Here is a 24,877-nt window from a genome sequence, read left to right on the forward strand (position 1 = left end):
TATTAAAATTAATCTAATATAATTAATATGCATAATTCATAAAAAAAACTTAAATCAGTAGTAAGCTTAAAGGCGTGAAATTGCTATCATCAGTTTTGTGTTAAAATATAGATGCTGTTTAAGAAGGGGATTATTTCTATGAATATTGATTGGGAAAATTTTTTATGGCCTTATGATGAGGCTGTGCGTGAGTTAAAAATAAAATTTCGTTCCCTTAGACAGAGTTTTTTAACTGAAAGAGAACATTCGCCAATAGAATTTGTAGTTGGTCGTGTAAAATCGGTTGATTCTATTAAAGAAAAAATGCAACGGCGTGTTATTAGTCCAGAAGTAATTGAAACGGACATGCAGGACATTGCTGGTATTAGGATTGTTTGTCAGTTTGTTGACGATATCTATAAAGTTGTAGATCTGATTCATGCACGTGATGATATGGAAGTAGTTGAAGAAAGAGATTATGTCAAAAACGCTAAGTCATCTGGTTATCGTTCATATCATATGGTGATTTCTTACACCATTTATTTACCGGAAGGATCAAAAAAATTACTTGCTGAAATACAAATTAGAACATTAGCAATGAATTTTTGGGCAACCGTTGAACATACCTTGAACTACAAATATCAAGGTTCATATCCAAAAGACATTTCTAAACGGTTAAAGTCGACTGCGGAAACAGCTTATAAGCTTGATGAAGAGATGTCGCTCATTAAAGATGAGGTACAAGAAGCGCAAAAAGTTTTTACCAAGAATAAAGGTAAGGAAAATTAATGAGGATAGCAATTGCCCACAATAATAATGATGAAACTTTACAGGTGGTAGCAAGACTTAAGTCACTTCTTGCTACTAAAAGCGATGTGGTTTTTGATGCAAAGTATCCTGATGTGGTTATAACAGTTGGCGGTGATGGGACTTTAATTAATGCTTTTCATCGCTATGAAAGCCAAATTAGCTCAATTAGATTTATCGGTATTCATACGGGACATTTAGGCTTTTATACAGATTGGCGAAGTGTCGATGTTGATAAGATGGTAGATGCACTTTTTTTGCGTGAACCCGAATCTGCTAAGTATCCCCTACTTGAAGTAGAACTAGTCACAGAAGCCGGGGATACCAAACATTATTTAGCCTTGAATGAGTCAGCTGTTAAACGAATATCGCATACCTTGGAGGCTAATATTTATATTGACGATCAACTTTTTGAAAACTTTCGTGGTGATGGTTTGTGTATTTCAACGCCAACAGGGTCTACTGGGTATAACAAATCGTTAGGTGGAGCGGTTATTCACCCACAACTTAAGGCTTTACAAATGGCAGAAATTGCTTCGATTAATAATCGGGTTTTTAGAACATTATCTTCCCCAATAGTCATTGCTCCTGAGCAATGGATTACGATTGTACCTAAAGCTGATCATTTTGTAATGACAATTGATGGTAGTCAAATTAATGTGCGCAATGCTAAGAAAATTAATTATCGTATTTCTAATAAAGTGATTAGATTTGATCGCTTTGGGCATACATATTTTTGGACGCGGGTTCAAAATGCCTTTATTGGTGATAAAGATGACGATTTTTAAAGTAATGGTCGCAACAGATAAACCCATATCTTTGGGTTCATTTTTAGAAAAAAGTGGCTTTTCAAAGCAAGCAATTAATAATGCCAAGAACTTAGGGGGTTGGCTATTAGTTAATCACAAAAAGCGTTATACAAATTATCTGGTTCGTTCTGGGGATGAAGTTATTTTTATACCTGGTAAAGAACCCGCTAATTTGTGGTTAAAACCATCGAATAAGCCATTGAATATTATTAAGGAAACTGAAAACTACTTAGTAATTAATAAGCCAGCTAGCTTACTGTCAATACCATCTCGCTATGATGATAATGCTATTGTTAACCGAGTCCTAGGTTACTTTGCTAGAAATAAGTTAACCGAAGTAAAGCCACATATAATTACTAGACTTGATCGTGATACTTCGGGTTTGGTGCTTGTAGGTAAGAATGCGATTGCTCATGGTCGTTTTAGCAAAATTAGTAAAGCTGATTTTGTCAAAAAATATCATGCAATTGTTCATGGTAATTTTAGCCAAAATAAACTAGAGGGTATGATTGATTTGCCAATCGGTCGTATGAATAAATCTATTAAGCGAACCATTGATGTAAAAGGCAAAGAGGCAGTAACCGCTTATCGGGTTATTGACCAAATTCCAGACATGAGTTTAGTAGAACTTCGTCTCTATACAGGGCGAACACATCAAATTCGACTTCATATGCAAGCAATTGGTCATCCTTTATATGGGGATCAATTATATGGTATTAAGGATGAGTTTAAGCGGCAAGCATTAAATTGTTTTTACTTAGCTTTTCCAGATCCTTTTGCAAAAAATGAATTAGTTAAAGTAGAAGTTGCAGATGCGGCGGATATGCAAAAATTGTGGCAGGAACGTAAATTTTTATCTCTAACATAAAAAAACGGTATTAGAACAATACCGTTTTTTATTATTCATCGAAAAGGACACATGTTCCTTCTGGAATATAAATGTTTTTTTGAATAGGGGTCAAGCAGCCATTTTCTGCGTTACGGGTATACAGTGTAGCATTATCTGTATTTTGATTAGTTGCTACAAGCAATTTTTGGTTATTGTCCCAATTAAAATCACGAGGAAACTCACCAAAAGTTGAAATTCGTTGCTGTAATTCTAAAGTATGGTCTGCTTTCACTAAGAAAACAGTAATTGAATCGTGTCCTCGATTTGAAACATAGATAAATTTTCCGTCATTACTCATTCTGATTGCAGCAGCACCATTATGCTCTGAATAATCGGTCGGAATTGTTGAATAAGTTGCGATATTTTCGAAGGACCAGTTTTTTTCGTCTAATTTAACGACGTTAATCTTACTTGCTAGTTCACCTACAACATAAAAATACTGTCCATCAGGACTAAAGACTAAATGACGGGTACCAAATCCTGCTTCATTTTGATATTTGGCTAGATGCTTTAGCTGGTTATTTTCTAAACTATAAAAATCAACACAATCATTGCCTAAATCGCAACTAACTAAATTTTTTTGCGGTGTTTGATCAAAAAAGTGTGGATGTGGGCCATCAACTTGTTCGGGACGGGGTCCCAGGGAATCAGCAGTATGAGTAAGAGAAGCCAATAATTTTAAAGTACCATTATTGTCGTAAGAAAAGACCGCTAAGAGACCAGTATGGTAATTTGCTGAATATAAAAGTTTATTTTCTTGGTTAATGCCAATATATGCAGGTGAAGATCCAGTAGTTAAGTATGAATCCTTTTCTAGATACTTACCTTTGAGCAATTGAAAAGAACTAATTCCGCCTTGGTTACCAGCATTATTGATAGTAAAAAGTAAATCATTATCTTGGACAAAGTAAGTTGGACCACCAATCTTAATTATTTCTTTAGCTGAGCCAACTTCTGGCTGGGAATTTTCGTTAGAATTGGCTAGGGGTAATTCATAAATACCTGTCGCCTTTTTCTTAGTGTAACCGCCAATTAATAATTTCATTTGTAAGCCTCCCAAATTTAATATTCCTAAATTTAATATCCATATTAAGTATAGCATGCTAAATTGGCGGATAAGTTTATAATCAGGTAAATATTTAAAAAAATGTTAGAGTATATAGTTAGCTTTATTAATAAAAATGAAATTTATAACTAAGGGGTGGATTTGTAATGGATCAGAATATAATTCGTAAACTTTATGCTCTGAATAAAATTTCGGAAGTTTTTTTAAATTTGAAATCTGCTGATGTTGGGTTGACTTCAACAGAAGCTAATAATAGGTTAAAAAAGTATGGCTTAAATGAAATAAAAAAACCACAAGAAGAATCAGAGTGGAAATCTTTTTTAAAAAATTTTATTAGTATGATGGCCATTTTACTATGGATATCAGGTGCAATTGCCATATTAAGTGGTACTTTGGAATTAGGAATTGCTATTTGGCTAGTTAATATTATTAATGGATTATTTAGTTTTTGGCAGGAACGAGCAGCTAAAAAAGCTACAAATGCCTTAAATAATATGCTGCCCAGCTATGTGCAGGTGATTCGCAATGGTAAAAAGGTTCAGCTTGATGCCAAAAAATTAGTCCCAGGTGATGTTTTTATTCTGCAAGCTGGCAATACCATTCCGGCTGATGCCCGTATAATTTCTGCTAGCTCTTTACAAGTGGACCAGAGTGCCTTAAATGGTGAGTCAACGACAGAATCAAAATCAGTTGAGTATGCACCAGGAGAAGGAAATTATGCTGAAACTAATTTGGTCTATTCTGGAACTTCTGTTGCTGCTGGAACGGCAAGAGCGATTGCTTTTGCTACGGGAATGGAGACAGAATTTGGTAAAATTGCTCAATTAACTCAAAAACAAAGAAAGGTTGATAGTCCCTTAACTAAAGAACTTAATCGGTTGACTAAACAATTATCAATGATTGCTGTATCGATTGGATTATTGTTTTTATTGGCCGCTATTTTTTGGGTCAAATATCCTTTTGCCAAAGCCTTTGTTTTTGCATTGGGCATGGTAGTAGCCTTTATTCCGGAAGGGTTATTACCGACGGTTACTTTGAGTTTAGCGCAAGGTGTAAAGCGAATGGCAAAAAAACATGCCTTAGTTAAAGAACTTAATTCAGTGGAAACTTTGGGTGAGACGACTGTTATTTGTTCAGATAAAACTGGTACTTTAACCCAAAATCAAATGACAATCCATTATATTTGGACACCTAAAAATGAATATCGGGTAACTGGTAACGGTTATGTAAACAATGGGCAGATAGAATTAAATAAAAAGCAATTATGGTATGATGAGAATCCAGATTTACAAAAACTGGTTGAAATTACGGCGCTAGATAATGATACTTCAGTTGAGCAGACTAAAATGAAGGGTGCTAAACCCAAAATACTAGGCACACCTACAGAAGCAGCTTTAGTTATTATGGCTGAAAAGGGAGGCTTTGATCGACCAAAAGTAATTATTAAATATCCTAGATTGTATGAATTACCATTTGATTCTGAGCGCAAACGCATGTCAACAATTCATCGCTGGAATGATCAACAATTCATTATATTTACTAAAGGTTCATTTAGTGATGTTATTAAGCAGTGTGATCAAATTCAAATTGATGGTCAAATCCAACCAATGACTCCTAGTCAGCAGCAAGCAGCTGCTAATCACAATGCTCAATATGCACTAAAAGGTTTGCGCAGTATGGCAATGGCTTATCGGATTGTTGATAAAGATAGTATAGATATTAATAAGGTGACTGCTACGACTGTTGAGCAACACTTAATCTTTGTTGGTTTAACGACGATGAGTGATCCACCAAGGCCAGAAATTTATAATGCAATTAAACGTTGTCATGAAGCAAAAATAAAGATCATTATGGTAACAGGTGATTCAAAATTAACGGCTAAGTCGGTTGCGGTTCAAATAGGACTAACTACTAATCAAGCACGGGTTATTTCAGGTGATGAACTTGAAAAAATGAGCAAGCATGAATTGAGTGTAGCACTAAAAGGAGAAGTTATTTTTGCGCGTGTGGCACCAGAACAAAAATATAAAGTTGTAAAAACTTTACAACAAAACGGTGAAATAGTAGCCTCTACTGGAGATGGTGTGAATGATGCACCAGCATTAAAACAAGCCGATATTGGAATAGCAATGGGGATGACAGGAACCGATGTAGCTAAAGATGCTGCAAATATTATTTTGACAGATGATAATTTTGCTTCAATTGTAGCCGCGATTGAAGAAGGAAGAGCTGTATATAGTAATATTCGAAAATTTTTAACTTATATACTCACCTCAAATGTACCTGAGGCCTTTCCCTCAATTTTATTCTTGTTGTCTGGTGGCATAATACCTTTACCCATGACGGTAATGCAAATTCTAACAGTTGATCTAGGTACAGATATGTTACCTGCTTTAGGATTAGGAGGAGAAGCTGTCGATTCTGATGTAATGAAACAGGCACCTAGAAATCGTAAAGAACATTTACTTAATAAAACGGTAATTGCTAAAGCTTTTCTTTGGTATGGGTTTATTTCAAGCATGATCTCAATTAGTGCTTATTTTCTAGTTAATTTGAAAAATGGTTGGCCTAGAATTCCCTTAGCTAGTAATGGAGAAGTTTATCTAAGAGCAACGACGATGGTCTTGGGGACAATTATTTTTACTCAAATTGCCAACGTTTTGAATTGTCGAACGAATCGTATTTCAATTTTTAAAAAGGGCTTATTTAGTAATACTGGTATTTGGTATGGAATTATTTTTGAAATCCTTTTGTTCTTAATTTTGACGATAACTCCAGGGTTACAACAATTGTTTAATACTACTAATTTGTTAATGACTGATTGGCTATTTCTCTTTTGTTTACCAATTCCGTTAGTTTTACTTGATGAATTAAAAAAATGGATACTCTATCGTAAAAAGTAAATAGGATTCTAGAAAGCCGCTTATATATTAGTTAAGCGGTTTTTATTATGCTAGAATTAGAAGTTAAGGAGTGTAAAAAATGAAATGGACTGCAACAATTAAGAAAATTGGCCCAGAAGCTCTTACAACTGAGGACAATATGATAATATTATTTGGTGAAAATGTTGCAACTGAATTATTTGATGTATCAGTTATTCAAAAATTTAGTACAGCTACACCAAGCGAAGATTTTATTTTCCAAAAAGGGGATAAGATTACGATTGACAATCAGACCTATGTGGCTGATTATGTGGGCACAATGGTTGAAAATAATATGAGAACTTTAGAACAGGTAACTTTGTGCTTTGATAAAAAAAGTGACGATAATCCTTTAGCTAATGCTATTCATTTTACTTTTGCCAATAATCAGAGTATGCCTAAATTTAAGGTAAATGAAAGCATTGAATACGAGCATATTTGATGGGGTAAATTAAATGGACTACGAGAAAAAATATAAGAAATCAACGATTATGCAAAAATGGTTTTCGAATAACCGCTTTAGCGTAGCATTATTAAACATTTTATTATTCTTTTTGGTAATTTGGATGTTTAATAAAATTTCTTTTATATTAAATCCAGCTAAAGTATTTGTAAGTGCGATTTTACCACCACTACTGTTGGCCTTAATTCAATTTTATATTATGAATCCGTTAGTTGACTTTTTGGAGCGTAAGTTTAAAGTGCCGCGGATTGCTACTATTATTGGTCTGTTTGCATTAGTTACGGTTCTACTTATCTGGATTGTCAATACGCTTTTGCCAATTGTTCAAGGGCAGATAGACTCTTTAATTAAACATTGGCCTAGTATTTGGAAAGATGCCACAATGGTGGTTCAGAACACTTTAAATGATCCGCATTTAAATAGTGTGAGAAATGACTTAAATGATGCTCTAACTAGGGCTCAAAATATGATTTTTAAATCAGGTAGGAACACTATTGATACTGCTATGAATAATATTTCGTCTGCGATTAGTATTGTAACAATTATTTTCATGACAGTTTTAACAGCACCGTTTATTTTGTTTTTTATGCTGAAAGATGCACACCATTTACGCCCATACATTACCCAATTTGCCCCTTATCGGTGGCAAAAAAGTTTTAGTCAGTTACTTTATGATATTAATACAGCTCTTGCCTCATATATTCGTGGGCAAATTACCGTTGCCTTTTGGGTAGGAGTAATGTTTGCTATTGGATATAGTATGGTAGGTTTAGAGTATGGAATTGCATTAGCGGTATTGAGTGCATTTTTAAATTTGATTCCCTATTTTGGAACATTTATTGCTTTTGTGCCGGCAATTGTAATTGCGATTATGATGTCAATGCCAATGGTTATTAAAGTATTGATTGTTTTTGTAATTGAGCAAACCATTGAATCTAGAATTATTAGTCCCTTAGTTATGGGCAATAAGATGGCGATGCATCCGGTTACTACAATTCTACTTTTGATAGGCTCTAGTGCTGTTTGGGGGCTATGGGGAGTTATTTTTGGCATTCCAATTTATGCAATTTTAAAAATTATTACTATGCGGGTGTACAATTATTACCGTAAAGTTTCTCAAGTATTTGAGGAAGATGAGAGTACATCTTTGTCTTCGTTTAATCAGCAAAAGGTTAAAAAGTGACAAAGAGTTAGAACTGTGTGGTTGTGTTGCCACACTTTTTGATTAAGGAGAAAAAATGACCAATCACGTTGTTTTATATGAACCACTGATGCCAGCTAATACTGGTAATATTGCTCGAACTTGTGCCGGGGCTAATGCAGTGCTTGATTTAATTGAGCCACTTGGATTTCAATTTGATAATAAAAAAATGAAGCGAGCGGGGTTAGACTATTGGGACAAGGTTGATGTTCGTTTGCATGATGATTTAGATGCATTTTTACAAAAATTAGGACCAAACGATGAAATTTATCTTATTTCAAAATTTTCATCTAAAAATTATGCTGAGGTCGATTATACTGATTCAAATAAAAATTATTATTTTATTTTTGGTAAAGAAACAACGGGATTACCTGAAACCTTTATGCGTGAATACCAAGAAAGAAACTTACGCATTCCAATGTCCGATAATATTCGGTGCTATAATTTGGCTAATTCAGTTGCAATTGTTTTGCTTGAAGCGTTACGGCAACAAGGTTTTCCTAACATGGAAATAACACATCATTATGCAAATGATAAGTTAAAAGATAATTATAATCGGCCACAACGTTATGAGCGCAATTTAAAGGGAGAGTAAAAATGGATTATAGTAAAGAAACACCAATATTAGTTAAAAATTTTCACTACGATATCAATGAAGAATTACAAACTAAGAACCAAGTAAATTTTGGTTTGAAGGAAGTAGAAAAACAAAATGAGGACGGTTCAGTTGATGAGGGTAGGGAAGGAAAATATTTTGATGTAACTGTCATTTTTGAAGTTGCCCCTGCTCCGGGTCAATTTACTGTTAGTGGGATGATTAGTCAAATTGTCCAAATTAAAGATTATTTTGGTGATGGGAGTGATTTAGCTAAGACAGATTATCAATTGCTAAGTCGACCTTTGATCGAATATATTGAAACACTAACTTATGAAGTTACTCAAATTACACTCGATGAACCAGTTAATTTGAACTTCCAGGCCAATTTTTAATGCTGATTAGGTGAAAAGATGCCTAAGAAAAAAAGAAAAACAACTAAGGCACGTAAGAAGGTCCAGAAAACAGACATGACTTGGGCTATTGTGGGGCTCATTCAGCTGAGTATTGCTATTACTGCTTTTACTAAATTTGGTAATTTAGGCAAGCAGGTTGCTAATTTTTTTCGTCTATTTGTAGGTGATTCTTATTTACTTATAGCAGGGATATGCATTGTTTTCGGTTTGGTTATGCTGATTTATAATAGGCCAATGCATTTTAAATTTAAAAGAAGTTGTGGCCTGTTTTTAGCAATTCTGGGTTTTTTACTGGTGCAAAGTAGTAATTATTTTGCGCATGAATTGGTCAATAATGCTTTTATGAATGTTTTTTGGTATGAGATGCAGGCAGAGTTTATGCGTGTTTCAATTACCAAATCTGTTGGTGGAGGCATAATTGGAGCAATGTGTTACCAATTTCTTTATCCGCTTTTTGGGCACATTGGAATAAAAATCATTGCAATTTTATTCATTCCAATTGGAATTTTAATGTTTTTTGATATTAAATTTGCGGATATTATCCGAAAGTTTCAGCTTTTTAGTCAACTCTTTATCAGTAAAAATAAAGAAGCAAGTTCTAAAATAAAAAATCAATATAATATTATCCGCACTAAGCAAGTAGAAAGACGAGAAAATAAAAAAGTACAAGATTTAGCCGATCCTTTAGCTGAAGAGCCATTGGAGTTCCCGAATGTGACTGATTTTAATGAGCAAACAGAAAAAAATGATGATAGTCAAAATGACGATGAAACTGAAATAAGTGAATCTTCTGCGACTGCTGAATCAAATTCTGCTATCGAAGAAGAAAAATTTGAACCACCAATTCAAATTGCAAGTGAAAATGATGAAAAGGCAAATTCTCCTCTAGAAGAAACTGATTTGCCGCGACCGCATTCTTTCGTTGCTGAAGATCAGAAATTACAACGAGAAATAAGCAATGTTGAACATGTTGCTTCAAGGCAAACTAAGCAAATAAAGCAAAAATACCAAAAGCCACCGCTATCGCTACTTGATGCAGTTAAGAATATTGATCAAAGTTCAGATAAAGCATTAATCAGAAAAAATACGCAAACTTTACAGACAACTTTTAAAAGTTTTGGCGTAAATGTAATTATTAAAAAGGCGATTTTGGGCCCTACCATTACCCGATACGAAGTTCAACCAGCGGTGGGAGTAAAAGTAAGTCGTATAGTTAATTTGGCGGATGATTTAGCCTTGGCTCTTGCTGCTAAGGATATTAGAATTGAGGCTCCAATTCCGGGGAAGCCTTTTATTGGTATTGAAGTTCCTAATAGGACTAATAGTGTGGTGGCGTTCAAGGATGTAATGCAAAATCAAGATAAAAAAGCACAAGCTGATCCAATGGAAGTTCCGCTGGGAAAAGATGTTACTGGCCAAATAATTTCGGCTAATTTAGCAAAAATGCCCCATTTATTGATTGCTGGTTCAACTGGATCAGGTAAATCAGTAGCCATTAATACTATTTTAACTAGCATTTTAATGAAAGCTAATCCTGATCAAGTCAAGCTTATCTTGATTGATCCTAAAATGGTTGAATTATCAGTTTATAGTGGTGTACCTCATTTATCAATTCCGGTTGTAACTGACCCTAAATTAGCAGCAAATGCTTTAAATAAAGCTGTTAAAGAGATGGAGCGGCGTTACAAGTTATTTGCAGCAAGTGGGGCCCGCAATATGGGTGAATTTAACGAAAAGGTTCGTATAAATAATCAAGATAAGGCCAATCCAGTGATGAATCCTTTACCGTATATCTTAGTTGTTGTGGATGAGCTAAGCGACTTAATGATGGTTGGAGGACATGATGTTGAAGGGGCAATTGTCCGTTTAGGACAGATGGCTAGAGCAGCCGGTATTCATATGATTTTAGCTACGCAACGTCCCAGTGTTGATGTTATTACTGGACTAATTAAGGCTAATGTACCTTCACGAATTTCTTTTGCTGTCTCCAGTGGGATAGATTCGCGAACAATTCTCGATCAAACTGGAGCTGACAAATTGCTAGGGCGAGGCGATATGCTGTATATGCCAGTAGGAGCTGCTAAGCCTGAACGAATTCAGGGAGCATATGTATCTTCGCATGAAGTAGAAAAAGTGATTGCTTGGGTTAAGGAGCAACAGCAACCTGAATATGATCAAGAACTAATCCCTAAAAAAGGAGAAGAAATGACCGAAAATGCTGCTGATGAACCGGTAGATGAATTATACGATCAAGCAGTTGACATGGTTCAGCGGCAGCAAGCGGCCAGTGTATCAATGTTACAAAGACGTTTTCGAATCGGATATAATCGAGCGGCACGAATTGTGGACGAAATGGAAGCAAGAGGAGTAGTCGGTCCATCAGAAGGATCTAAACCGCGTCAGGTACTTGTTAAACCTACAAAAGATCAAACAAAATAGTAATTTTTAAGAAAGTTTAGCATGTCACAATTTTGCTTAGTTTTATTTAAATTCATGGTAAAATTAAAGATGTTGTGTGCAATTATAGTAGAAATGTAGCAAGTGCGGTATAATTGCATTGCTGTTTTTGATTGATAGTTTATCAAAAGGAATGTTTTATTTGAAACGAGCAATCGTATTTGGTGCCACGGGTGGAATTGGACAAGCTATTTGTACTGACTTAGCTAATAGCGGCTGGTCGCTTTATCTTCACTATAATCAAGATGAGCAAAAGGCATCTAATATGGTGCAAAGATATAGTCAGCTTTATCCTCAACAAGATTTTATTCCAATCAAATTGAGTTTTTTGACAGATAATAAAGGTTTAATGGAGTTTGTTAATAGTTTATTACCTATTAATGCTGTTGTTTTTTCTCAGGGCATTACGGATTACACTTTTCTGAGTGACCAAGATCTGAATAAAATTGATCAACTTGTACAAGTTAATTTGAACACACCAATTAAATTGACAAGTTTACTTGAATCATTACTGATAAAAAATGATTTTAGCCGTATTGTATATCTTGGTTCTGTTTATGGTGGAAATGGTAGTGCACTAGAAGCAGTATATAGTTCAACTAAAGCTGGATTGTCGCGTTTTGCACAAAGTTATGCGCGAGAAGTGGCATCAGCAAATTTGACAGTTAATGTTATTGCTCCTGGGGCAGTAGATACGAAGATGAATGCGTTACTTTCATCTGAAACTATGGTAGAAGTTAAGGAAGAAATTCCGTTGGGTCGCTTAGCAAAGAGTACGGATATTTCTTACTGGGTCAGAACCTTGCTTGATCCGAATGCGAATTATTTAACGGGACAAACAATTTATGTCAGTGGGGGCTGGCTTATATAAATAAAAATTAATAGTTAGTAGTATATGTTATACTCAATGTATAAAATAAAGAATTTAAAGAGGTAACTATGGCGGATATCGGAGACAAATTACGCAGTGCCAGAGAGGCAAAAGGACTTTCAATTGAAGATGTTGAAAAAGCAACTAAGATTCAAGGTAGATATCTAACGGCAATTGAGCAAAATGATTTTGATAAGCTACCAGGTGACTTTTATGTACGTGCCTTTATTAGACAATATGCTCAAGTAGTCGGATTAGATGGTAAAAAATTACTTAATGAATATCACCAAGAAATACCACAAGCTGAACCTGATGAGTATGTTGAAGAATCTATCGATAATAAAAGTGAAGAAGTAAGTAAGACTACTAACAGTAAAAAAAAGCTCTGGAAAGATTATCTTCCGCGAATTATTATTATTTTAGGAATCGTAGTAGTTGTGCTAGTGTGCTATATGGTATATGCTCACTTTTCATCAGCAGGAAATCAGAATAATAATTCTGCTAACGATGTATCGGTTTCATCAGAAAATACTAGCAGACCAAAAAAAGTTAAAAAGGCTAAACCCAACCTAGTCAAAGTTAGGGAATTAGCTGTAAACCAATATGAAATTACTGGTTTAAAGAAGAATCGTAATATAGTAGTTCGAGCAGGTAATCAAGTAACAACGATTTCGGTTGCAATGAATGGTGTGAATCAAGGTGCCCAGACCTTGACTGCAGGACAAAAACATACAGTGCGTATACCTGAAAGTGCCCAAACAGTAGTTGTTACTTTTAGCAATGCTCTTGGAACGACCGTTTCAGTTGGTGGCAAAAAAGTACCTTATAATGGCCAAAGTGCAGGACTATCACTAACCCTATTTATTGGTAAGCATCACCAAGTTCAAACAAATGGTGAGGTAAATCAAAATAACAATACAGGGAATGCTAATACTGGTACTACCCAAAACCAGCGTACTGAAACTGAGCAAAATCAAGACCACCATCAGACCAATAATACTGAAAATAACAGCACCACTGCCAATAATCAATCTACTGGACAGCAAACTAACGGTCAGGTAAACCATGATAATCAAACCGGTACTACTGATCATCATCAAGCTAATAATAACTCAAGCAGTTCGTCTGATAACCAAAGTGGCAGCAGTAACTAATTACTGTATTTTAGGAGGAAAATTTAAGAATGAATTTACCCAATAAGTTGACGGTGTTTAGAATATTTCTAATACCGGTATTTATGTTAATTGTTATCTTTGGCGGAGATGCAAGTTTTAAAGTAGCAGGTAGTACTGTTTACTGGAATTTAGTTATTGCAGCGATAGTTTTTGCAGTAGCATCAGCTACTGACTGGTTTGACGGTCATCTTGCTCGCTCACGCAATTTAGTAACCAATTTTGGTAAATTTGCGGATCCATTAGCAGATAAGATGTTAACTATGACTGCTTTTGTTATGTTAATTTCATTAAAATTAGCACCAGCTTGGATTGTGGCAATTATTGTCTGTCGTGAGTTAGCAGTTACTGGGTTACGGCTGATTTTAGCTGAAAATAAAGGTCAAGTAATGGCAGCTGAGATGCCGGGAAAGATTAAGACAACTTGTCAGATGCTGTCGATTATTTTCTTATTAATTGGTGATATTTATCATATTGGAACAGTTTTACTCTATCTTGCTTTGATTTTTACAATATATTCTGGCTATGATTATTTTCGTAGTTCTTGGAATATCTTCAAAGGTTCAATGTAGTTTTAAATATTTAAAAACACTAACAATGTTAGTGTTTTTTATTTTAGTTTTATAATTTGAAAAATATGTAATAGTATATTATTGCCCGTCTTTAATTATGTTGATAGGATTGAACTATAATACTATTGAAAAAAGGGGGAAATATTATGGTACAAAATATACCGATGGTTGAATTTAAGAATGTAACAAAGCTATATCCTAAAATGAGCAAACCAGCTGTTGACAACATTAACTTCAAAATAAATAAGGGTGAATTTTGCTGTCTAATTGGAACCTCTGGCTCGGGTAAAACAACACTAATGCGAATGATTAATCAGATGAATAGTGTAACTAAGGGAAAGGTTTTAATTAAAGGGAAAAATGTTAAAGAATTTAATCCTGTTTTTTTAAGACGACATATTGGATATGTGATTCAGAGTAATGGCTTAATGCCTCATATGACGATTCGACAAAATATTGCTCTGGTACCAAAATTATTAAAATGGCCAAAGAAAAAAATAGCTGTTGCTGTAAATAAGTTAATAGAATTAGCTCAGTTACCTAAATCATATTTAGATCGCTATCCTAATGAATTATCTGGTGGTCAGCAGCAGCGAGTAGGTGTCATTAGAGCTTTAGCTGCAAATCAAAACTTGATTTTAATGGATGAGCCATTTGGTGCATTAGATCCGATTACGCGTGAAAGTTTGCAGACTTTAGTGAAAAATTTACAATCCAAGTTAGGTAAAACAATAGTGTTTGTTACACATGATATGGATGAAGCCCTAAAGCTTGCTACTAAAATAGTTGTTTTACACGGGGGTCATTTAATTCAGGTTGGCTCACCAGATGAAATTTTGCACTATCCCAAAAATAAATTTGTAGAAAATTTGATTGGTGAAAAGCGCCTTTCTGAAGCAAAATATGAAACTGTTAAAGTAAAAAACGTGATGCTCACTGATCCCGTCAAAATTAATCAAACGGCTTCTTTAACGACTGCATTAGCAATGATGAAGGAACATCGAGTTGATACGCTGTTAGTTGTTGATCTCGAAAATCACTTTAAAGGATATATTTCAATTAATGAGTTACAGAAAAAATATAACCAAGCTAATAAGATTAGTGAAATTTTATTAACTAAAATTCCAGTCCTAAGACCAGATGAATATTTACGTGATAATTTTAGTCGAATTTTAAGCCGCGCTGGACAATATATTCCGGTTGTTGACGATAATGAAAGATTAGTAGGTATAGTAACTCGTTCTAGCCTGGTTAATGTAATTTATGAAAAAATATGGGGTGATAAAACAGCTTTAATTAAAAAATCAGAAAAAGAGGTAAAATAATGGTTGCTTTTTTAGCTCAACATGGATTAGAGTTAATTGTTAAAACTTGGCAGCAAATTTATATAGCGACTATTTCATTATCCTTAGGAATTATTGTAGCAATTCCGTTAAGTGTTTTTTTACTAAAAATTCCGCAAATTGCGAAAATAATAATTTCGATTACGAGCATTTTGCAAACTATTCCAGCTCTTGCATTATTAGCAATGATGATTCCATTATTTGGAGTAGGACGTTTGCCAGCAATTATTGCACTTTTTTTGTATAGTTTAATGCCAATTTTGCGTAACACTTATGTGGGACTAACCAATGTGGATACTAATATTATCGATTCTGCTCGTGGTCTTGGCATGACCAAAATACAATTGATTACTAAAGTAAGGCTCCCTTTAGCAATGCCGGTAATTATGGCTGGAATTCGTTTAGCTGCAATTTATATAATTGCTTGGGCAACATTGGCTTCCTATATTGGAGCTGGAGGATTAGGCGATTTTATTTTTAGTGGTCTTAGTCTTTATCAACCTGATTTAATTCTTGGTGGCACCCTCCCAGTAATTGCTTTAGCACTATTAACAGATTTTTTACTTAGTTTACTAGAGAAAAAAATTATTCCTAAAGGTATGTAGGGAGGCTTAGTAATGAAAAGACGAGCAAAAATATTAATTTCTACCATCACATTTATGACCATGATAGCTACTTGTGCGTGTGGACTAGTTGATAATCAACCTAGTAGCAATCAAATTAGAGTAACTGCCTTAACAACAACTGAATCTCAAATTGTTGCTAACATAATTGTTCAACTAATTGAACATGAAACGCCATATCGAGCTTCCATTGTTAATAATTTAGGGTCAGCCCCAATGCAGCATCAAGCATTGTATCGTCATGATGCTGATATCCAAGCGGTTGCCTATGATGGGGGTGAATTGACTGCTAATTTACATCTAACTCCAATTAAAAATGCAAAAAGAGCCAATCAAACAGTGCGAAGTGAGGCGAAAAAAAGGTGGGATCAAACATATCTTCCTACTTACGGCTTTGCCAATAATTATGCCTTTATGGTGAAAAAAAGTGCACAAAAAAAATATAATTTATATAAAATTTCTGACTTAAAACAATGGCAAAATAAATTTTCATTTGGAGTTGCTTCGGAATGGATTAATGCGCCAGGAGTTGGTTATAGGCATTTTAAACAAGCGTATCATATGGCTTTTACCAAAATTGAGCCAATGAATATTGGTCTGGTTTATTCCGCCCTAAAAAGTGGTAAAGTGAATGTGATTTTAGGTTATTCTACAGATGGGCGAATTGATAGCTATCGATTAAAATTATTAAAGGATAATAAGCATTTTTTTCCGCCATATAATTGCGGCATGTTAATTAATAATTATTTATTACGTAATCATCCCGACCTTAAGCCGCTTTTGATGAGATTAGTGGGGAATATTAGTATTCATGACATACGAAGAATGAATTTTGAAGTAGATGATAGATTACTAGAACCCTCTACCGTGGCTCATCAATTTTTGGTAAAACATAATTTTTTTAGGGGTAAAAATAATGGCTAATTTAACTTTATGGCAACAATTTATTTATTATTATCAACATAATGGCAATTATATACTTAGTCAATTTAATCGTACTTTTTTAATGTCAGTTTATGGTGTATTGTTTGCAGCAATTATTGGTATTCCGCTGGGAATTGTGATTGCCGGTAATACACATTTGGGAAGTTTCGTGCTTGAATTTGCTAATTTCATTCAGACAATCCCCTCACTTGCTCTTTTGTCAATCGTAATGATTGGAATGGGTTTGGGAGTAAAAACAGTTGTTTTTACTGTTACGCTATATTCATTGTTACCAATTATTAAAAATACATATACTGGTATGTGCAGTGTTGATAAAAATATTATTGATTCAGGTAAAGGTATGGGAATGACTAAGCTACAATTACTTTATTTGGTTCGGTTACCTTTATCAATTTCAGTAATTGTAGCCGGTTTAAAAAATGCTTTAGTAATAGCAATTGGAATTACTTCAATTGGTTCTTTTGTTGGTGCCGGTGGATTAGGCGATATTATTATTCGTGGTACTAATGCAACTAGCGGCAACGCAATAATTTTAGCTGGGGCATTTCCCACTGCATTAATGGCAGTATTAGTTGATCTATTGCTTAACTTGGTTCAAAATTGGGTACAACCTAAAGGATTAAAAAAATAAATCAAAAAATATGGGTTATTTTTGCATATATATTAGTAGGGCTTAAGCTTATTTAAACATTTGTTCGCTATATTTCTTGCAAATATATCTTCAAGCAAAGTATAATTAATGAGTATAAACTGGTGATTATTATTTTAGAGGAGGAAAAGTCTTGCCCAAAGATGAAAAGCAGGCAGCATTGGAAAATGCGCTTAAAAAAATAGAAAAGAACTTCGGTAAGGGCGCTGTTATGCGCATGGGCGATAAAGCAGATACTAAAATTTCAACGATTCCATCTGGTTCACTTGCACTTGACTCAGCTTTAGGGGTCGGAGGCTATCCACGGGGAAGAATTGTTGAAATTTATGGTCCCGAATCTTCTGGTAAGACTACGGTTGCTTTACATGCTGTAGCTGAAGTACAAAAGCGTGGTGGTACGGCTGCTTACATTGATGCTGAAAATGCAATGGATCCAGCATATGCAGAAGCCTTAGGGGTTGATGTGGATTCACTCATTTTATCGCAGCCTAATACTGGTGAAGAAGGATTACAAATTGCAGATACACTAATTACAAGTGGTGCAATTGATATTTTAATTGTCGACTCTGTAGCTGCTCTAGTTCCCCAAGCTGAAATTGACGGAGAAATGGGTGATAGTCATGTGGGGTTACAAGCACGTTTAATGAGTCAGGCTTTACGTAAGCTTTCTGGAAATATTAACAAGACAAAGACAATTGCCATTTTTATTAATCAAATTAGAGAAAAAGTTGGCATTATGTTTGGTAATCCGGAAACGACTCCAGGTGGGCGCGCACTTAAGTTTTATGCGACAATCCGTTTAGAAATTAGACGTGCAGAAAAAATTAAGCAGACTGGTGGCGAAATAACGGGGAATCGTGTCAAAATTAAAGTTGTTAAAAACAAAGTTGCACCGCCTTTTAAAGTTGCGGAAGTAGATATGATGTATGGCAAAGGTATTTCCCAAAGTGGTGAATTGCTAGATATGGCAGCTGATAAAGATATTATTGCGAAAGCTGGCTCTTGGTATTCATACAAAGATGAACGTATTGGTCAGGGGCGTGAAAATGCAAAGCAATATTTAGAAGACCATCCAGAAATATACGCTGAGGTTCAAAAGGAAGTTCGTCATATTTATGGTATTGATGAAGAAGCCATTTTTGAACGTGAAGATCCAGCAAATGCTAAAGCTAAAAAAGCTAAGGCAACCAAACCAGAAACTGAAACGACTTCTGCTGAAAAAGAAGTAGATGACAAAAGTAATTAGAATTGAAGAAATTAACCTTGATCTATAAATTTTGGTCAAGGTTTTTTTTAGTTGATTGACATAAGTGATTAGGTTATTTATCATTAAGTTTGTGTGAATAATCTAAAAATAAAAAAGGCGATAGTAATCATGATAAAAACAATTTTGGTTCCCATCGCGATTGCTATTATTTCAATTTTACTAGGTTTAATTATTGGCTATTATTTCAGAAAAAATATTTGGGAAAAGAAAGCTCAAAATGCCAAAAAGAATGCTGATAATATTTTAGCTGAAGCAAAGTCTCAAGTGGCAGCTACTCAAGCTGAAATAAGTTTTCAAAAGCAAGCTGCTGAAACTTTAAAGCAGAGTGCACTAAATATTAAAAAAGAAAAAATTCTTGAAGCGCAAGAGCAAATTCAAACTTATCGACAAAAGGTTGAAGATGAATTAAATGTTAAGCGCGATTTGGTTGCACGCGATACTAATCGTTTAAAGCAACAAGAAGATACTTTTGAACATAAAAACTCTTTATTGACGGAAAAGGAAGCCGAATTAACTGAAAAAGAAAATCACTTTCGTAAGCAAGAACTAGAGCTAAAGAAAAATATAAAGGTTGTAACTGACTTAGTCGATCAAACTAAGGAAAAGCTGTACGAGGTTGCTCAACTGAGTAAAGATCAAGCACAGAAGTTAGTTTTGACCCAATTATCTGATGAACTAGTTAAGGAACGGGCAGAAATGATCAAGGATAGTAATGAAGAAATTCGAGTTAAAGCTGATCATTATGCCCGTAAAATTATTATTGATGCAATTCAAAGTAGTTCGGCTGATACTGTTGCTGAAACAACAGTTTCAGTAGTTAATCTGCCTAATGAGGAAATGAAGGGAAGAATTATTGGTCGAGAAGGTCGGAATATTCGCTCCTTTGAAGCTCTAACTGGAGTTGATTTAATAATTGATGATACTCCTAAAGTAGTTACTTTGAGTGGCTTTGACGCGATTCGACGTGAAGTTGCTAAACGAGCAATGGAACGGCTGGTTAAGGATGGTCGTATTCATCCAGCTCGAATTGAAGAGATGGTTGATAAAGCACGCAAAGAAGTCAATGATGACATTTATGAAGCTGGTGAAAGCGCATTAATGGAGCTAGGGATTCATCGAATGAATCCTGAACTTGTTAAAATTCTTGGTCGCCTTAAATATCGAACGTCTTATGGCCAGAATGTTTTAGGGCATTCAATTGAAGTGGCTAAATTAGCTGGAGCAATGGCGGCTGAGCTTGGTTTAAATGAAAAATTAGCAGTTCGCGCGGGATTATTACACGATATAGGAAAAGCCATCGATCATGATATTGAAGGTTCACACGTTGAAATTGGTGTAGAATTAACTAGAAAATATCATGAATCAGATGTAGTTGTTAATGCAATTGCGGCCCATCACGGTGATGTACCGAAGTTATCATTTATTGCTGAGCTAGTAGTGGCGGCAGACACGATATCTTCGGCTCGACCTGGGGCAAGAAGTGAAAGTTTAGAAAATTATATAAGAAGATTAACTGAATTAGAACAAATTGCTAAAAGATATGATGGAGTTGATCAAGCTTATGCCATTCAAGCTGGACGAGAAGTTCGCGTGATGGTCAAGCCAGATAAGATTTCAGATGACCGAATTACTGTATTGGCCCATGATATTCGTAAGCAAGTTGAAAAGGAACTTGATTACCCAGGTAATATTAAAATTACGGTTATCCGTGAAAAACGGGTAGTCGCAGTTGCAAGATAAAAAAGCTGAATTTTTTAATTCAGCTTTTTTGATTTGTGTTTAAATATAGTAAAAAATCCAATTATTAAATAGTAAATTTTGTGATTTGTGGATTTTTGCTTCACCCTGTATAATTAAAGCAATTAATTATGAAAGTAGTCGACTATGTTTAAAATTATTGTTGAATTGTTCTTTCTAGTGATTATTCAAGCGTCAATTACACCATTTATTAGGCGTCTTGCCTTTGTTTTGGGGGCGGTTGATAATCCTAATGCTAGAAGAGTTAATAAAAAACCAATGCCAACTCTTGGTGGCTTGGGTATCTTTGTGACCTATAATATTGGTACATTTGTTCTATTGCGAGAGCAGTTTCCCACGCATGAAGCTTTTAGTGTATTGTTAGCTTCTAGTGTAATTGTTTTAACGGGAATTATTGATGATATTCTAGAACTAAAGCCGCGTCAAAAAATGTTTGGCATTTTAATTGGTGCTTTAATTATTTATTTTTTGGCTGACATTAAGATGAATGTGCTTAATTTGCCACTCTTGAATAAACAGATTAATTTGGGCTGGTGGAGTTTGCCAATTACAATTTTTTGGATTCTTGCATTGACTAATGCAGTAGATTTAATTGATGGGTTAGATGGCTTAGCTGATGGTGTATCACTAATATCGCTGATTACTATGGGAATTGTTGGTTACTTTTTTTTACATACCAATCAACTTTATATTCCAATTAGCTGTTTTATGCTAGCTGCTTGTTTACTGGGCTTTTTACCATATAATTTTCACCCCGCAAAGATATTTTTGGGTGATACAGGTGCTTTGTATATTGGTTTTATGATTGCTATTTTTTCTTTAAAGGGACTAAAGAATGTTACTTTTATTTCACTTTTAGTACCAGTAACAATTTTAGGTGTGCCAATTACTGATACCATTTATGCAATGATTCGGCGTAAGTTGAATAATCGACCTGTTTCGCAAGCAGATAAGCACCACTTACATCATCAATTAATGAAGATGGGCTTGACTCATCGACAGACAGTGTTAGCAATCTATTCTTTATCATTGATTTTTTCATTTATTTCACTATTGTTCTTGTTATCACCAACTTGGGGGATGTGGTTGTTAATTGCAGGACTAGTTGTTGCATTAGAAGTATTTGTGGAATCGATTGGTCTGCTAGGAGAAAAATATAAGCCCTTATTGTGTTTACTTCAAAAACTAATTAGTATGCGCAGTAAAAATGATCCAACAGTTGAAGTATGGCATTTAGGTCAAGAAAAACCAGAACAATTAAAAAATAAGAAGCATGATTAACCGAGTTTAATTCAATAAAAAAGCCATGGAAATAGTTTGATTTCCATGGCTTTTAAATTATTGTGAATGATAATTATGTTCGGTAATAGGAACTTCGATATAACGTTTTTCGCCTAGGTTGAACGTGATTTGTCCAGCTAAAAGATTGGTAAGGTTATTTTCGACAACAGTTCGTACTTTTTCGTCGATAAAAATTTGAATATTTACATCCACTCCATAATCAATATTAGCAATAAAAATTTGTTCATTAGTTAAAAAATGTTGTACCTCATCAAATTTATTATATGCAACATGAAAATCGACTTTTTGCTGTTGCATGCGTTTAACCACTCCAATTGCTTCAGCCGCTTCAGTCACGCTATTTGAATAAGCACGAATTAGTCCACCAGTACCAAGTTTAATTCCACCAAAATAACGTGTCACTACAGCAGTTACATTTTTTAGATTCATCAATTGCAGTGCTTTTAATTCCGGAACTCCTGCTGTTCCAGCAGGTTCGCCGTTATCACTAGCTTTGACATGATCTTCTACGACATAAGCATAGGTATTGTGGGTTGCATCTCGGTATTTTTTAGTAATAGCCGCAATGGCTTGGTCAGCTTCAGCTATTGTATTAGTTCGTACTAAGGTGGTAATAAAGCGACTTTTCTTAATTATTAATTCATTTGTACCATTATTCTTAATAGTTAAATAATTTTTTTCTTGTATCAAAAGAATTCACCTTCGTTTTACGTACTTATAGATTGGAGGGAAAGTAGATGGAAAATTTAACTAGTCTCATCGGCCGCCAATGGATTGGCAGTCAAGAGGATTTTAGCATAAATACCGATTTAACCAAAGTAAATGCGATTGAAGATAGTCATTGCAAGCGGTGTGGGGCAATGGTTAATGCCAAATTGCCAAACGGTAAGCGGTATTGTCGTTCATGTATTGAACTGGGGCGAATTGTTGAGGGTGACATTTTGATTCGGAATGAACAAGAAGTTGTTTTTCCCAAAGATAAACGCCAATTAACATGGAATGGTAAGTTAACGCCTTTGCAAGAAAAAATTTCGCAAAAATTAGTTGAAAATTTTATAAATAAAAAAAATACTTTGATCTATGCGGTGACAGGGGCGGGTAAAACAGAAATGCTTTTTGCCTTGATCAATCAAAGCTTAAGTTGGGGTCAACGCTGTTGTATTGCTAGTCCTAGAATCGATGTTGTTAATGAATTATACCCGCGTTTTAAAGCGGCTTTTAATAAAACTAAAATTGGTAAATATCACGGTCAAGAATATGTTGATCCAGGGCTTGATCAATTAACAATTTGTACTACACATCAATTATTAAAATTTTATCATGCATTTGATCTGTTAGTAATTGATGAGACTGATTCTTTTCCGTATGTTGAAAATAATACTTTGCATTTTGCGGCTAAGAATGCATTAAAAATAGCTGGTGTTCAAGTTTATCTAACAGCTACACCAACTAAAGATTTATTAGCAGATGTTAAAGTAGGGAAAATTGAAATTTTACAGGTAAAGCGGCGGTTTCATGGTGGAAAATTACCCTTACCAAAAGAGAAAATGTTTTTACGGCCCTTTTTAAGTAAGGGCAAAATTCATCCTAAGTTACTAAAGGAGATTATTGCTGTAATTAAAAAAGGACATCCACTTTTACTTTTCGTACCACGAATTGAACAAATCCCTTTGTATTTGTCAGCTCTTAAACAAGTTGAACAACTTAGGCAAATAAAAATAGCTGGTGTTTATGCTGGCGATAAAGAGCGTCTAGAAAAAGTACAGCAATTTCGCAATCAAAAATTGCAAATTCTAGTAACAACGACAATCTTAGAGCGGGGAGTGACGTTTAAGCATGTTTGGGTGATTATTGTTCAAGCAGATGATAAAATTTATACCGCCTCGAGCTTAGTGCAGATTGCGGGAAGAGTAGGACGGGCTAAAAATGATACTGATGGGTTAGTGTTATTTTGCTATCACAAGTATACAAACCAGTTACGGAAAGCATCACAGCAGATTAAGGAACTTAATAGATGAAAAAATGTTTACTATGTAATCAAATGTTTGCGCCTGTTTTATCGTTAAATCAGCTTCTTTCTTGGCGAAAATGGCATGAAGAACAGTTATGTCATCATTGTTTAGCCCAATTTGAATTTTTACCTACAATTAGCTGCAAAATTTGCTCGGGAAAATTACTACAAGACGCTGATAAGGAAAGTTTGATTTGTTCAGATTGCCGCCGTTGGCAAAAAATCTATGGTAACAATGTACTCTATCATCAAGCGGTTTATCTATATAATCAGGCATTTCACGATTTAATGGTCAATTATAAACGTTATGGAGATTATGTTTTATGTTATGTTTTACAAGATTTATGCTATAAAAATTTAGCTAAAATAAAGGCCGACTACTATGTACCAATTCCCACATCTGCTAGTCACATAGCTGAGCGGCAATTTGACACAGTTAGTGCAATTTATGGTGATTTAGTTAATTTAACTGCTATTTTGGGTAAAATTGATGGGCAACAAGCACAAGGTGAAAAAAGTAGAAAAGAGCGCTTGCAAAGTAAGCAAAGCTTTTTTATAAAAGCTAAATATAATATTGACTTAAATATGAAAAAAGTTTTGCTTTTGGATGATATTTATACTACAGGCAGGACCTTGTATCATGCACGGGATGCGGTTTTGACGACCTTCCCTAAGGCTAAAATAAGTAGCTTTTCAGTTTGCAGATAGAATAATATTGTTCAGCGCTTTCAATTTTTGTTATAATGTAAGTATCGTAAGAC

General features: G+C 34.6%; 23 protein-coding genes. 21 read left to right on the forward strand and 2 right to left on the reverse strand.

Annotated features, from left to right (window positions below; all coding sequences use genetic code 11):
• The first annotated feature begins 138 nt into the window (after positions 1 to 138).
• From yjbM to BM203_RS04325, 3 genes are read left to right on the forward strand one after another with little or no spacing between them, the layout of a single operon-like run.
• A complete protein-coding gene (gene yjbM / locus BM203_RS04315; RefSeq protein WP_090093038.1) occupies positions 139 to 768 on the forward strand; it encodes a GTP diphosphokinase in 630 nt (209 codons plus the stop codon).
• A complete protein-coding gene (locus BM203_RS04320; RefSeq protein ID WP_090093039.1) occupies positions 768 to 1,574 on the forward strand; it encodes an NAD kinase in 807 nt (268 codons plus the stop codon). The genes yjbM and BM203_RS04320 overlap by 1 nt, the downstream gene beginning before the upstream one ends.
• Positions 1,561 to 2,463 (forward strand): RluA family pseudouridine synthase, encoded by a 903-nt coding sequence (locus tag BM203_RS04325; protein ID WP_090093043.1) that lies wholly within the window; start codon positions 1,561 to 1,563, stop codon positions 2,461 to 2,463. Before BM203_RS04320 ends, BM203_RS04325 begins: the two co-directional genes overlap by 14 nt.
• A 31-nt stretch (positions 2,464 to 2,494) precedes the next feature.
• Here BM203_RS04325 and BM203_RS04330 read toward each other — a convergent pair whose 3' ends face one another.
• Entirely contained in the window at positions 2,495 to 3,529 is a 1,035-nt protein-coding gene (locus BM203_RS04330) for a lactonase family protein (protein ID WP_090093044.1), read from the reverse strand.
• Between the two features lie 167 nt (positions 3,530 to 3,696).
• Between BM203_RS04330 and BM203_RS04335 the strand changes: the two genes are divergently transcribed.
• The 16 genes from BM203_RS04335 (at position 3,697) to BM203_RS04410 (ending at position 22,084) form a co-directional block, all read left to right on the forward strand.
• Positions 3,697 to 6,453, forward strand: coding sequence for a cation-translocating P-type ATPase (locus BM203_RS04335; protein ID WP_090093046.1), 2,757 nt, complete (start codon positions 3,697 to 3,699; stop codon positions 6,451 to 6,453).
• A 79-nt stretch (positions 6,454 to 6,532) separates the two neighbouring features.
• Positions 6,533 to 6,913: a PTS glucitol/sorbitol transporter subunit IIA gene (locus tag BM203_RS04340; RefSeq protein WP_090093047.1), complete on the forward strand. Its 381-nt coding sequence runs from the start codon at positions 6,533 to 6,535 to the stop codon at positions 6,911 to 6,913.
• 13 nt (positions 6,914 to 6,926) lie between these two features.
• Positions 6,927 to 8,117 (forward strand): AI-2E family transporter, encoded by a 1,191-nt coding sequence (locus tag BM203_RS04345; protein ID WP_090093049.1) that lies wholly within the window; start codon positions 6,927 to 6,929, stop codon positions 8,115 to 8,117.
• 55 nt (positions 8,118 to 8,172) lie between these two features.
• Complete coding sequence (locus tag BM203_RS04350; protein ID WP_090093050.1) at positions 8,173 to 8,730, forward strand: tRNA (cytidine(34)-2'-O)-methyltransferase; 558 nt, start codon at positions 8,173 to 8,175, stop codon at positions 8,728 to 8,730.
• A gap of 2 nt (positions 8,731 to 8,732) precedes the next feature.
• A complete protein-coding gene (locus BM203_RS04355) occupies positions 8,733 to 9,125 on the forward strand; it encodes a DUF1149 family protein (protein ID WP_090093051.1) in 393 nt (130 codons plus the stop codon).
• Between the two features lie 18 nt (positions 9,126 to 9,143).
• On the forward strand, positions 9,144 to 11,585 hold the full coding sequence (locus BM203_RS04360) for an FtsK/SpoIIIE family DNA translocase (protein WP_090093053.1): 2,442 nt from the start codon (positions 9,144 to 9,146) through the stop codon (positions 11,583 to 11,585).
• Between the two features lie 160 nt (positions 11,586 to 11,745).
• On the forward strand, positions 11,746 to 12,474 hold the full coding sequence (gene ymfI / locus BM203_RS04365; RefSeq protein WP_090093054.1) for an elongation factor P 5-aminopentanone reductase: 729 nt from the start codon (positions 11,746 to 11,748) through the stop codon (positions 12,472 to 12,474).
• A gap of 68 nt (positions 12,475 to 12,542) precedes the next feature.
• The gene (locus BM203_RS04370; protein WP_090093056.1) at positions 12,543 to 13,628 is read left to right on the forward strand and encodes a helix-turn-helix domain-containing protein; all 1,086 of its coding nucleotides are present in this window, start codon (positions 12,543 to 12,545) and stop codon (positions 13,626 to 13,628) included.
• Positions 13,629 to 13,657: 29 nt separating this feature from the next.
• Positions 13,658 to 14,218: a CDP-diacylglycerol--glycerol-3-phosphate 3-phosphatidyltransferase gene (gene pgsA, locus BM203_RS04375; protein ID WP_090093058.1), complete on the forward strand. Its 561-nt coding sequence runs from the start codon at positions 13,658 to 13,660 to the stop codon at positions 14,216 to 14,218.
• Between the two features lie 146 nt (positions 14,219 to 14,364).
• Positions 14,365 to 15,543 carry an ABC transporter ATP-binding protein gene (locus tag BM203_RS04380; protein WP_280139157.1) on the forward strand — a complete coding sequence of 393 codons (1,179 nt, stop codon included), beginning with the start codon at positions 14,365 to 14,367 and terminating at the stop codon, positions 15,541 to 15,543.
• A complete protein-coding gene (locus BM203_RS04385; RefSeq protein ID WP_090093060.1) occupies positions 15,543 to 16,166 on the forward strand; it encodes an ABC transporter permease in 624 nt (207 codons plus the stop codon). Before BM203_RS04380 ends, BM203_RS04385 begins: the two co-directional genes overlap by 1 nt.
• 12 nt (positions 16,167 to 16,178) lie before the next feature.
• Positions 16,179 to 17,108, forward strand: coding sequence for a glycine betaine ABC transporter substrate-binding protein (locus BM203_RS04390; RefSeq protein ID WP_090093062.1), 930 nt, complete (start codon positions 16,179 to 16,181; stop codon positions 17,106 to 17,108).
• Complete coding sequence (locus BM203_RS04395) at positions 17,101 to 17,760, forward strand: ABC transporter permease (protein ID WP_090093064.1); 660 nt, start codon at positions 17,101 to 17,103, stop codon at positions 17,758 to 17,760. Before BM203_RS04390 ends, BM203_RS04395 begins: the two co-directional genes overlap by 8 nt.
• Positions 17,761 to 17,911: 151 nt before the next feature.
• A complete protein-coding gene (gene recA / locus BM203_RS04400; RefSeq protein ID WP_090093065.1) occupies positions 17,912 to 19,024 on the forward strand; it encodes a recombinase RecA in 1,113 nt (370 codons plus the stop codon).
• Positions 19,025 to 19,153: 129 nt separating this feature from the next.
• Positions 19,154 to 20,785: a ribonuclease Y gene (rny, locus tag BM203_RS04405; RefSeq protein ID WP_090093067.1), complete on the forward strand. Its 1,632-nt coding sequence runs from the start codon at positions 19,154 to 19,156 to the stop codon at positions 20,783 to 20,785.
• A 144-nt stretch (positions 20,786 to 20,929) separates the two neighbouring features.
• Positions 20,930 to 22,084, forward strand: coding sequence for a glycosyltransferase family 4 protein (locus tag BM203_RS04410; RefSeq protein ID WP_090093068.1), 1,155 nt, complete (start codon positions 20,930 to 20,932; stop codon positions 22,082 to 22,084).
• A gap of 57 nt (positions 22,085 to 22,141) precedes the next feature.
• Here the strand turns inward: BM203_RS04410 and BM203_RS04415 are convergent, their stop codons facing one another.
• Entirely contained in the window at positions 22,142 to 22,795 is a 654-nt protein-coding gene (locus BM203_RS04415; RefSeq protein ID WP_090093070.1) for a YigZ family protein, read from the reverse strand.
• Between the two features lie 47 nt (positions 22,796 to 22,842).
• Here BM203_RS04415 and BM203_RS04420 point away from each other — a divergent pair, with 47 nt between their 5' ends.
• A complete protein-coding gene (locus BM203_RS04420) occupies positions 22,843 to 24,123 on the forward strand; it encodes a helicase-related protein (RefSeq protein ID WP_090093071.1) in 1,281 nt (426 codons plus the stop codon).
• A complete protein-coding gene (locus tag BM203_RS04425; RefSeq protein WP_090093073.1) occupies positions 24,120 to 24,824 on the forward strand; it encodes a ComF family protein in 705 nt (234 codons plus the stop codon). Before BM203_RS04420 ends, BM203_RS04425 begins: the two co-directional genes overlap by 4 nt.
• The last annotated feature ends 53 nt before the right edge of the window (positions 24,825 to 24,877 follow it).

The sequence above is a fragment of the Lactobacillus bombicola genome (assembly GCF_900112665.1).
GTDB lineage: Bacteria > Bacillota > Bacilli > Lactobacillales > Lactobacillaceae > Lactobacillus > Lactobacillus bombicola.

Excerpts from the sequence above, each read along its gene's own strand:
- BM203_RS04360 (WP_090093053.1), top strand. The coding sequence starts at position 9,144 with ATGCCTAAGAAAAAAAGAAAAACAACTAAGGCACGTAAGAAGGTCCAG.
- BM203_RS04335 (WP_090093046.1), top strand. The coding sequence starts at position 3,697 with ATGGATCAGAATATAATTCGTAAACTTTATGCTCTGAATAAAATTTCG.
- BM203_RS04380 (WP_280139157.1), top strand. The coding sequence starts at position 14,365 with ATGGTACAAAATATACCGATGGTTGAATTTAAGAATGTAACAAAGCTA.
- BM203_RS04340 (WP_090093047.1), top strand. The coding sequence starts at position 6,533 with ATGAAATGGACTGCAACAATTAAGAAAATTGGCCCAGAAGCTCTTACA.
- BM203_RS04330 (WP_090093044.1), bottom strand. The coding sequence starts at position 3,529 with ATGAAATTATTAATTGGCGGTTACACTAAGAAAAAGGCGACAGGTATT.
- BM203_RS04410 (WP_090093068.1), top strand. The coding sequence starts at position 20,930 with ATGTTTAAAATTATTGTTGAATTGTTCTTTCTAGTGATTATTCAAGCG.
- BM203_RS04395 (WP_090093064.1), top strand. The coding sequence starts at position 17,101 with ATGGCTAATTTAACTTTATGGCAACAATTTATTTATTATTATCAACAT.
- BM203_RS04420 (WP_090093071.1), top strand. The coding sequence starts at position 22,843 with ATGGAAAATTTAACTAGTCTCATCGGCCGCCAATGGATTGGCAGTCAA.
- BM203_RS04355 (WP_090093051.1), top strand. The coding sequence starts at position 8,733 with ATGGATTATAGTAAAGAAACACCAATATTAGTTAAAAATTTTCACTAC.
- BM203_RS04390 (WP_090093062.1), top strand. The coding sequence starts at position 16,179 with ATGAAAAGACGAGCAAAAATATTAATTTCTACCATCACATTTATGACC.
- yjbM (WP_090093038.1), top strand. The coding sequence starts at position 139 with ATGAATATTGATTGGGAAAATTTTTTATGGCCTTATGATGAGGCTGTG.
- rny (WP_090093067.1), top strand. The coding sequence starts at position 19,154 with ATGATAAAAACAATTTTGGTTCCCATCGCGATTGCTATTATTTCAATT.
- BM203_RS04385 (WP_090093060.1), top strand. The coding sequence starts at position 15,543 with ATGGTTGCTTTTTTAGCTCAACATGGATTAGAGTTAATTGTTAAAACT.
- BM203_RS04350 (WP_090093050.1), top strand. The coding sequence starts at position 8,173 with ATGACCAATCACGTTGTTTTATATGAACCACTGATGCCAGCTAATACT.
- BM203_RS04425 (WP_090093073.1), top strand. The coding sequence starts at position 24,120 with ATGAAAAAATGTTTACTATGTAATCAAATGTTTGCGCCTGTTTTATCG.
- pgsA (WP_090093058.1), top strand. The coding sequence starts at position 13,658 with ATGAATTTACCCAATAAGTTGACGGTGTTTAGAATATTTCTAATACCG.
- BM203_RS04320 (WP_090093039.1), top strand. The coding sequence starts at position 768 with ATGAGGATAGCAATTGCCCACAATAATAATGATGAAACTTTACAGGTG.
- BM203_RS04345 (WP_090093049.1), top strand. The coding sequence starts at position 6,927 with ATGGACTACGAGAAAAAATATAAGAAATCAACGATTATGCAAAAATGG.
- BM203_RS04370 (WP_090093056.1), top strand. The coding sequence starts at position 12,543 with ATGGCGGATATCGGAGACAAATTACGCAGTGCCAGAGAGGCAAAAGGA.
- BM203_RS04325 (WP_090093043.1), top strand. The coding sequence starts at position 1,561 with ATGACGATTTTTAAAGTAATGGTCGCAACAGATAAACCCATATCTTTG.